At 70.1% G+C, this 9190-nt stretch carries 10 protein-coding genes; 7 read left to right on the top strand and 3 right to left on the bottom strand.

Features of this window, described 5'->3' with window-relative positions; genetic code table 11:
- Window positions 1-60: 60 nt before the first annotated feature.
- Entirely contained in the window at window positions 61-1560 is a 1500-nt protein-coding gene (locus DMC18_RS22140; protein WP_110118060.1) for a bifunctional aminoglycoside phosphotransferase/ATP-binding protein, read from the bottom strand.
- A gap of 147 nt (window positions 1561-1707) precedes the next feature.
- Between DMC18_RS22140 and DMC18_RS22135 the strand changes: the two genes are divergently transcribed.
- A complete protein-coding gene (locus DMC18_RS22135) occupies window positions 1708-2328 on the top strand; it encodes a TetR/AcrR family transcriptional regulator (protein WP_110118058.1) in 621 nt (206 codons plus the stop codon).
- 74 nt (window positions 2329-2402) lie between these two features.
- Window positions 2403-3506, top strand: coding sequence for a lysozyme inhibitor LprI family protein (locus DMC18_RS22130; RefSeq protein ID WP_110118057.1), 1104 nt, complete (start codon window positions 2403-2405; stop codon window positions 3504-3506).
- Window positions 3507-3514: 8 nt separating this feature from the next.
- On the opposite strand, the gene pdxH is transcribed toward DMC18_RS22130, so the two are convergent.
- Window positions 3515-4183 (bottom strand): pyridoxamine 5'-phosphate oxidase, encoded by a 669-nt coding sequence (gene pdxH / locus DMC18_RS22125; RefSeq protein ID WP_110118059.1) that lies wholly within the window; start codon window positions 4181-4183, stop codon window positions 3515-3517.
- A 73-nt stretch (window positions 4184-4256) separates the two neighbouring features.
- On the opposite strand from pdxH, the gene DMC18_RS22120 reads away from it, so the two are divergent.
- Window positions 4257-4595, top strand: coding sequence for a hypothetical protein (locus tag DMC18_RS22120; RefSeq protein ID WP_146218171.1), 339 nt, complete (start codon window positions 4257-4259; stop codon window positions 4593-4595).
- A 53-nt stretch (window positions 4596-4648) separates the two neighbouring features.
- Window positions 4649-5356, top strand: a complete 708-nt coding sequence (locus DMC18_RS22115) for a DnaJ C-terminal domain-containing protein (protein WP_110118055.1) — start codon at window positions 4649-4651, stop codon at window positions 5354-5356.
- Between the two features lie 4 nt (window positions 5357-5360).
- Here the strand turns inward: DMC18_RS22115 and DMC18_RS22110 are convergent, their stop codons facing one another.
- Window positions 5361-6275: a DUF2268 domain-containing putative Zn-dependent protease gene (locus tag DMC18_RS22110; protein ID WP_110118054.1), complete on the bottom strand. Its 915-nt coding sequence runs from the start codon at window positions 6273-6275 to the stop codon at window positions 5361-5363.
- A gap of 147 nt (window positions 6276-6422) precedes the next feature.
- On the opposite strand from DMC18_RS22110, the gene DMC18_RS22105 reads away from it, so the two are divergent.
- The 3 genes from DMC18_RS22105 to DMC18_RS22095 all read left to right on the top strand — a co-directional run bounded on the left by DMC18_RS22105 (window position 6423) and on the right by DMC18_RS22095 (window position 9125).
- Window positions 6423-6839, top strand: coding sequence for an organic hydroperoxide resistance protein (locus tag DMC18_RS22105; protein WP_110118053.1), 417 nt, complete (start codon window positions 6423-6425; stop codon window positions 6837-6839).
- Window positions 6836-7285, top strand: a complete 450-nt coding sequence (locus DMC18_RS22100; RefSeq protein WP_110118052.1) for a MarR family winged helix-turn-helix transcriptional regulator — start codon at window positions 6836-6838, stop codon at window positions 7283-7285. The genes DMC18_RS22105 and DMC18_RS22100 overlap by 4 nt, the downstream gene beginning before the upstream one ends.
- A gap of 199 nt (window positions 7286-7484) precedes the next feature.
- Window positions 7485-9125: an NAD(P)/FAD-dependent oxidoreductase gene (locus DMC18_RS22095; protein WP_110117956.1), complete on the top strand. Its 1641-nt coding sequence runs from the start codon at window positions 7485-7487 to the stop codon at window positions 9123-9125.
- The last annotated feature ends 65 nt before the right edge of the window (window positions 9126-9190 follow it).

Raw genomic sequence — 9190 nt, 5'->3', positions numbered from 1 at the left:
AGAGACCCCTCACCCGACCTCGCTCCGCGAGGCCACCCTCTCCCGCAAGGGGAGAGGGAATTACCCCATCTGCTCGGCCAACGCCCGAGCCTCGTCCTCGAACGCGCTGACCGTGTCGACGCGGCGCCAGTCGATCTCCCCCGTATCGCGCACCAGCTGGCTTTCCAGCACGGCGACGTCGGCGTCGGAGGCGTCGTTGACGCGGGCGGCGACGCGGGCGCGGAGGACTTCGGCCGGGGCTTCCAGCCAGACGCCCTGGAAGGCGACGTCGAGCTTTTTCGCGAGCGCTTCAGCGCGGGCGCGCTGCTCGGGCTTGATGAAGACCGCGTCGACCACCACCGAGCGGCCGGCCCGCAGCACCAGTTCGGCGTCGCGGAACAGCTCGTCATAGACCTTGTCGCTGACCTCGGAGGTATAGGCCTCCTTGGGCAGGCGCTGCAGGGTCGGCGCGTTCCACAGGCGCTTGCGGATCTCGTCGGTGCGCAGCACCACCGCCCCGGGGGCCGCGCCCAGGCCCGGCGCGCAGACGCGGGCGAAGGTCGACTTGCCCGAGCCCGACAGGCCGCCGGTGGCCACCAGGCTGACCGGCTTGGGCGCCAGGTGCTCGATGGCCGTGGCCAGATAGGCGCGAGCGGCCTCGTCGTCGCCGGTATAGGCCCAGACGTGGGTGCGCACGGCGGCGCGGACGCTGAGCATCAGCGGCAGGGCGGCAAGGCCCGTCCACAGCCCCTCGCCGAAGGTGCGGGCGGCCTCGTCGAGATAGGCGTTCAGCACCCGGCCGGCGGCGTCGCGCCGGCGGCGGAAGTCCAGGTCCATCAGCAGGAAGGCCAGATCGTACTGCACGTCGATGTCCGACAGGGCGTCGTTGAACTCGATGCAGTCGAAGAGGATCGGCTTGCCGTCCTCGATCAGGATGTTCCCCAGGTGCAGATCGCCGTGGCAGTGGCGGGCGAAGCCCTCGGCCGCGCGGGCGTCGAGCTGCGGGCCCAGGCGCTTGAGGGCGAGATCCGTCTCCTCGACCAGCCGCTCGACGGCTTGCCCACCCAAGCGTGAAGCCAGGCCCCGCAGCAGGTTGGCGTTGGAGGCGATGGTGTAGCCCAGGGCCGAGACGCCGCCGCCCTGCGGCCGCAGCGCGGCGCCGGCGTGGAACTGGGCGATGGTGCGGCCCAGCGATTCCTCCAGGGCGTCGTCGATGGCCCAGGGCTGGGAGGCCAGCACGGCCTCGCCGTCGAAGCGGCGCATCTCGAGCGCGTACTCGACGACCTCGCCCTGGCCGTCGATCTCGATGCCGCCGTCGGCCGACCGGGTCAGCTGGCGCACGGCGCGATAGATGTCGGGGGCGGCGGCGCGGTTGAAGGAAAGCTCGCGCTGCAGCGACCAGCGGCGCAGCTCCAGGGTCGAATAGTCGAGGAAGCCGAAATCGACCGGCCGCTTCACCTTGAAGGCGGACTCGCCCACCAGGAACACCCGAGCGCACGAGGTCTCGATCGTCTGGTCGGCCTTCGCGCCGAGCCAGGCCGCGATTTCCTGTTCGCGCGCCGCTTCCGCGTCCTTGATCACGCCGTCCAACCTCGTCTTCGCCCGCCCCGATCGGCGGCGCCGGGGCGTCCCATAGCGCAAAGTTCGCTGCAAGTCCTCGCGGACGCTTGCTACATCTACTTAGACGATAGTAGCGTTTGATAACCACAGTCTGATGTTGAGGCCACCATGCTCATCGGCTCCGGCCTGAAGCGCTCCGAGCACAAGAAGGCCGAGATCCTGGCGGCGGCGCGCGAGATCTTCCTCAAGGAAGGCTACGCCGACGCGGGCATGGAATCGGTAGCCCGCGCCGCGGGCGTCTCGACCGCCACGCTCTATGCCTACTTCCCAAGCAAGGCCGAGCTGTTCCGCACCGTCGTCGTCGACAGCGTACGGAGCATGGCCGAGCCGGTGCGCGAAAGCGCCAATGCGGTCGGCGACGCCCGCGCGCGGCTCACCGCCCTCTCCCGCGCCTACGCCACCTTCTTCGCCACGCCGGAGACGCGGGCGATGTTCCGGATGGTGACCGCCGAACGAAGGCGCTTCGAGGGGGTGGCCGACCACTTCCTGGGCGCGGCCCGCGAGTCGCTGGGCGGGGCGGCCATCCAGGTGGTCAAGGAACTGACCGCGTCCGGCGACCTCAAGGTCGACAAGCCCTCCTGGGCGGCCGGCCAGCTGATGGGCATGCTCGACCACGCCACCCTGGTGCTGGGCCTGTCGGCCGGCGACGACGTGCAGCCCGACCGGCCGGTGAACCAGATCGCCGAGGACGCCGTCGAGACCTTCCTGGCGCGCTACGCGACCAAGTAGGGTCGCCATGACGAACGACCGTCGCCGCCTTAGGCTGGCGGCGCCGACCGTCTTGGGGCGCTGGAGGGGAAGCCATGCTGACGAAGATCGCGATCGCCGGGGCTCTCGCCCTGGCCGCGCTGGCCCTGTGCGGGTTCGCCGCCCAGGACGGCTATTTCGGCGAACCGGACGGCCGCAACTACGGCGATCCGCAGTTCGCCAAGAGCCAGGCCCTGTGCCGGGCCGTGCGCGACCGCGCCCCGCCGCCACAGGACGTTCCCGACGCGGCGACCGCCCAGGCGCTGAAGGGCTGCTCGTCCGAGGCGCTGTACTATGGGATCGGCATGACGCCAGACCCGGTCAAGGCCCGCCAGTGCGCGATCCTGGAAATGAAGACCGGCGAAAAGCAGTACGAGCCGTTCGCCGGCGCCGGCATGCTGATGACCATCTACGCCAACGGTCGGGGCGCGAAGAAGAACCTGGACTTGGCCCTGCACATGGCCTGCGCCGTCTGGGGCGCGCCGGTCGACAATGACAACCTGGTGCAGGCGCTGGACGTCCGTCGCCGGGGCGGACCAGCGGACGAGCCCTTCGATTACTGCCGCGACGTGGTTCCCGGCTCGTCCAACGTCTCCGCTCCCGTCTGCCTGGCGCACGAGGCGCAGCCGGTGCGCGCCGCGAAGCTGGCGGTGCTGACGCGGGGCTTCTCGCCGGCGGCCCGCAAGGCCTACGCGGCGCTGAACGCGGCCGAGGCGCGGTTCGTCGAGGTGCGGCAGGCCAACGAGGCCCCGCCCGGCGCCATGAACCGGGGCGTTCCGCTGCGGATCTCGGAAGACATCCGCGACGTCCATGTCGAGCAGTTGGAACAGCTGTCGGGCGCGGCCCGCGTCACCGGCTTGGGCGAGCATCGCGAATACGACAGCAGTCTCAACCGCGTGTACGCCGTGGCCATGGGCGAGCTTCCGCCCCGGGGGCCGGGACAGCTCGGCGAGATCACCCGCGAGGGCGTGCGCGAGACCGAGCGGGCCTGGATCGCCTATCGCGACGCCTGGCTGGCCTTCGCCCCGCTTGCCTGGCCCAAGGCCTCGACCGAGGCGCTGGCCGCGCGGCTGACGCGCGATCGCGTCGGCCAGTTGGCCTGCATCCTGGCCGACCACGACATCGACCCGAACTACGCCGAGCGCTGCTCGGGATACTGAGGCTCAGCTCAGGGGAACAGCCGCCTGGTCGTCCAGGCGCCGTCGACGCGGTCGTAGACCAGGCGCTCGTGCAGGCGGAACGGACGGTCACGCCAGAACTCGATGACCTGCGGTACGATGCGGAAGCCCGACCAATGCGACGGGCGCGGCACCTTGCCGATCAGGCCGAGCTTGAGGCCCATCTCGGCCACGCGGCGCTCCAGGGCCAGGCGGTCGGGCAGCGGCCGCGACTGGTCGCTGGCCCAGGCGCCCAGCTGGCTGTGGCGGGCGCGGCTGGCGAAATAGGCGTCGGCTTCGGCCTCGCTGACCCGCTCGACGGTCCCGCGCACCCGCACCTGGCGGCGCAGCGACTTCCAGTGGAACAGCAGGGCGGCCTTGGGATTGGCGGCCAGCTCCACGCCCTTGGCGCTTTCCAGGTTGGTGTAGAAGACGAACCCTCTGGAATCGACCTCCTTCAGCAGCACCATGCGCGAGTCGGGCATGCCTTCGGCGTCGACCGTCGAGACGGTCATGGCGTTGGGATCGTTGGGCTCGGACTTGCCGGCCTCGGCCAGCCACTCGCCGAACAGGTGGATCGGATCGCCCTCCGGCAGCAGCGGCGGGGGGGTCGCGTTGGTCACCTGAGAGACGTAGTCGTCCTCGCTGGGCGAGGCGGGGATCAGCGGCGCGTCGGTCATGACCTCGATATAGGCCCCCGCGCGGCGGGGGACCATGCTTGACCGACACTTACGCGCCCCTCAGTTTCGCCGCATGACGCTAGCAACCCGCGCCCGCCTCGCCTGGATCCCGTTCATGCTCTGGATGACGATCAGCGCCTTCTGGCTCGTCGACAGGCTGCGGACAAGGCCGCCGGAGGGTCTGCTCGACTGGTTGAGCTGCATCCTGATCTATGGCGGCGCCTTCGTTGCCGGCGTGGTCGCGGCGATGCAGGAGGTCAAGCGCTGGGCGCTGAGGGCGCGGACCGAGGGCCCCTCCACCCATGTGCCCATCACCTGGCACAAGCGCAGCGGTTCCTGGCTGGTCATCGGCATGGTCACCGTGATGGTCGTGATGTTCGGAAGCCTGGCGCTGATCGCCGCACGGAGCTGACCGAAAGTCTTAACTTAACCCCGCGTTGACCAAGTCCGCGCGAGGGTCGCGGCATGACCGCCGCCTCGGCCCCTTCCCTGTCCCTTTCCGCCGCCCGCGCCATTCTGGGCGTCGCGCCCGGCGCCGACGAGCGCGAGCTGCGCGCAGCCTATCGCGAGGCGGCCAAGCGCGCCCACCCGGACCGTCCGGGCGGCGACGCGGTCCTGTTCCGCGACGTGCTGGCGGCCTATCGCATGCTGCAGGGCGTGGATGCGCCCGCGCCCATGGGCTTTCCGCCCGCCACCGTCGAGACCCCGGCCATGCCGAGCCAGGCCTGCCTGGACATCGACGCGGCCTTCGCCTTTTCCGGCGGCGCGCTGGAGGCCCGGATCGGCGATCGCCGCCTGCGCCTGACCCTGCCCGCGGGCCTTCGCCAGCGCGACACCGTACGCGTCGGCGACACCCTGCTGACCGTGCGCATCAAGGCCGATCCCGCCGCCCTGGTGCGCAGCCACGACCTGTGGCTGACCGTACAGCTGGACGCCCAGGTGCTGGCCGAGGGCGGCCGCGTGGAGCTGGACACGATCATCGGCCCGCGCACCGTGTGGATCTCGACCAAGGCCGCCGAGCGGGGCCTGGTGCGTCTCAACGGCCAGGGCCTGCCCGCGCGCGGCGCCCATCCGGCCGGCGACCTCTTCCTGCGCCTGGAGCGCACCGGAACCGTCCACGAAAGCGCCGCCCGCTCGCAGCTGAAGCGCTTCGCCGCCGCCTGGGCGGCCTAAGCCCTCACTTCAGGTCCATGCCCGGCGTCCAGCCGCTGGCGGCCAGGAAGGCGTGGGCGTCCGAGACCGTGAGGATCTCGCGCAGCGCCGCCTGCTTGTCCGGGGCCTTGTCGTAATAGGCCTTGGCGATGCGGTAGCCGACCCAGTAGCCGAGGTCGGCGGGCTTCTCGAGCGTGGAATTGTAGAACCAGGCCGACAGGTCGGTCTTGTCGAGATCGGCGGCGAAAGCGGTCTCGATCTCGCGCTCGCGGCCCTTGGTCAGCGGCCCGAAATAGACATAGGCCGGGCGGCCCAGCAGCAGCTGGGTGACGAACTCGGCCCCGCCCTCGACGAGGGCGCTTTCCAGGACGGTCGGCTGCTGCTTCTCGGTCAGCAGCGGGTTCTGCTGGGCGTGGGCGTATTCGTGGATCAGCACGCCGACGAAGCGGCTCTCCGGATCGGGATCGATGAAGTCCACCGTGCACAGCGCCTCCAGCCCCACCTGCACGCCGGTGACCGGGCTGCCGATGGCGATCGGCTTGCCGCGCCCGACGGCGAGCGTCACCGAGGGAACGCGCGCTTGCGGATAAAGGACCGCGAACCTGGCCAGGGCCGTATCGACCCGGCCCTTCACCCGCGGCAGGGTCGCGGCGCAGTCGCGGGCGCGGCTGTAGAGTTCGGGCCGGGCGGCGATGGTCTCGGCCAGGCGGGTCGCGGTCGTGCGGCGGGCCTCGAAGAAGGTGCGCAGACCCGGCGAGCCGGCGTCGATATAGCGGCTCTGCAGCTGCTCGGCGCTGGGATGGCCGCCGGTCTGGTCATAGAGGCGGTAGAAGAGATCGACGTCGGCGGTGTCGAGCGTCGCCCTCCCCGTTTGCGCCAAGGCGGGGCCGGCCAGCGCGACGGCGGCCGCCAGGCCCGCCTTCAGAAACCAGGATCTCATGTCCCCTCCCCGTCATTCGACGAGGGCGAGGCTGACCCGCGCCGGCGGCCAAAAGCAAGCGCACGAAAAAATCGACGGCGTCGCTCTTGTTTTTATATCGCGCGCGATTAAATCGTACTCACCAATTCAATCGCAGGAGCGAACCCGATGAGCACTCTCTACCAAACCCGCGCCACGGCCACCGGCGGCCGCGAAGGCGGCGTCCGCAGCGCCGACGGCCTGCTGGACGTGCGCCTGGCCATGCCCAAGGCCCTGGGCGGCAAGGAGGACGGCACCAATCCCGAGCAGCTGTTCGCGGCCGGCTACGCCGCCTGCTTCCAGAGCGCCATGGCCTTCGTGGCCCGCCAGCAGAAGATCCCGCTGACCGGCTCGACCGTCACCGGCGTCGTCGGCCTCGCCGCCCAGGAAGTCGGCTTCAAGCTCGAGGTCGCCCTGGAAGTCGAGACCCAAGGGCTTTCGCAGGAAGCGGCCGAAGCCCTGGTTGCCACGGCGCACCAGGTCTGCCCCTATTCCAACGCCACCCGCGGCAACATCGACGTCGCCCTCAGCGTAAAGGCCGCATGAGTTCGGAAGCCGAAATATCCAAGCATGACGCGGTCGAGGTCTTGCGCCTCGATCGCCAGCTCTGCTTCGCGCTCTACAGCGCCGCCAACCGGGTGACGCGCCTCTACCGGCCGCTGCTCGACGCGCTGGGCATCACCTATCCGCAGTACCTGGCCCTGCTGGTGCTGTGGGAGAAGAGCCCGCGCACGGTCGGCGAGGTGGGCGAGGCGCTGGACCTGGAGTCCAGCACCCTCACCCCCCTGCTCAAGCGCCTGGAGACCGCCGGCCTGATCGCCCGCGGCCGCGACCCGCAGGACGAACGGCGGGTGATCGTCTCGCTGACCGACGCGGGCGACGCCATGCGCGACAAGGCGCTGGAGGTGGCCGAGCAGTTCTTCTGCAAGCTCGACACCCCGCTGCCGGAGCTGATCGAACTGCGCGAGCGGCTGAAGCGGCTGGCGGTTTAGGGTCGCGTGAACTCCCTTCCCCCTTGATGGGGGAAGGGTCGGGGATGGGGGTGACCTGCTGGGTTGGCGGCCGTGCGCGGCTTCAAGCGCTGCAGCCACCCCCACCCCTGCCCCTCCCCCATCAAGGGGGAGGGAACCCGTTATCCTGATGGGTAGGGAATGATGGAAATGCGGCCTCCAACCCGCTAAACCCGCGCCCATGCTGCGTCTTTCCGAACTGAAGCTGCCCCTGGACCATCCGCCGGAGGCCATGGCTCCGGCCATTTGCGCGCGCCTGGGGATCGATCCGGCCGACCTGCTGGAGGTCAAGCTCTGGCGGCGGGCCCACGACGCGCGCAAGAAGTCGGCGATCCTGATGATCTACACGGTGGACGTCGCCCTGCGCGACGAGGCCGCCGTGCTGGCGCGCTTCGCCGCCGACCACCAGGTGCGGCCGACGCCCGACACCGACTATCGATTCCCCGTCCGCGCGCCGGAGGGCTTCGACGGCCCGCGTCCGGTGGTGATCGGGGCCGGTCCCTGCGGTCTGTTCGCCGGGCTGATCCTGGCCCAGATGGGCTTCAAGCCGATCATCCTCGACCGCGGCAAGGTGGTGCGCGAGCGCACCAAGGACACCTGGGCCCTGTGGCGCAAGAGCGAGCTGAACCCGGAGTCCAACGTCCAGTTCGGCGAAGGCGGCGCTGGCACCTTCTCGGACGGCAAGCTCTACAGCCAGATCAAGGATCCGCGCTTCCTGGGCCGCAAGGTGCTTGAGGAGTTCGTCGCCGCCGGCGCGCCCGAAGAGATCCTGACCGAGGCCCACCCGCACATCGGCACCTTCCGCCTGGTGCACATGGTCGAGAACATCCGCGCCCTGATCGAGAGCCTGGGCGGCGAATACCGCTGGCAGCATCGGGTCGAGGATTTCGACATCGAGACCGCCGAAGACGGTGCCCGCAGGCTGAAGGGCCTGCGCCTGTCGACCGGGGAGTATCTGGAGACCGAGCACGTGGTGCTGGCCGTGGGCCACAGCGCCCGCGACACCTTCGAGGTCCTGCATGACCGCGGCGTCCACATCGAGGCCAAGCCGTTCTCGATCGGCGTGCGCATCGAGCACCCACAGTCGTGGATGGACAAGGCGCGGTTCGGGGCCTGCGCCGGCCATCCGGACCTGGGCGCGGCCGACTACAGCCTGTCGCACCACTGCTCCAACGGCCGCACGGTCTACAGTTTCTGCATGTGCCCCGGCGGTACGGTGGTGGCGGCGACCTCGGAGCCGAACCGGGTCGTGACCAACGGCATGAGCCAGTATTCGCGCAACGAGCGCAACGCCAACTCCGGCTTCGTGGTGGCCATCGATCCCGAGCGCGACTATCCGGGCCATCCGCTGGCCGGCGTCGAGTTCCAGCGCAAGTGGGAGTCCCTGGCCTTCACCGCCGGCGGCGGCGACTACAAGGCCCCGGCCCAGAAGGTCGGCGACTTCCTGGCCGGCCGGGCTTCGGAAGCGCTGGGCGAGGTCTCTCCGTCCTACAAGCCGGGGATCAAGATGACGGACCTCGCCGAATGCCTGCCGCCGTTCGTGCTGGAGGCCATGCGCGAGGCCCTGCCCGTCTTCGGCCGCCAGATCGCCGGCTACGATCATCCGGACGTGCTGATGACCGGGGTCGAAACCCGCACCTCCTCGCCGATCCGCATCACGCGCGGCAAGGACGGCCAGAGCCTCAACACCGCCGGCCTGTTCCCGGCCGGCGAAGGCGCGGGCTATGCCGGGGGCATCCTCTCGGCCGGCGTGGACGGCATCAAGATCGCCGAGGCGGTGGCGGCGGCGTATGTGGCCAAGGGCTGGGCGAAGGGGGCTTAAAGTAACCCTCTCTCTTTGAGAGAGGGAGGGGCCCGCCGCGAAGCGGTGGGAGGGTGAGAGGTTTC

The sequence above is a fragment of the Caulobacter sp. D5 genome (assembly GCF_003185805.1).
Classification (GTDB): domain Bacteria; phylum Pseudomonadota; class Alphaproteobacteria; order Caulobacterales; family Caulobacteraceae; genus Caulobacter.
The sequence above is the reverse complement of the archived record's forward strand: the minus strand, read 5'-3'. Positions and strand labels throughout refer to the sequence as shown.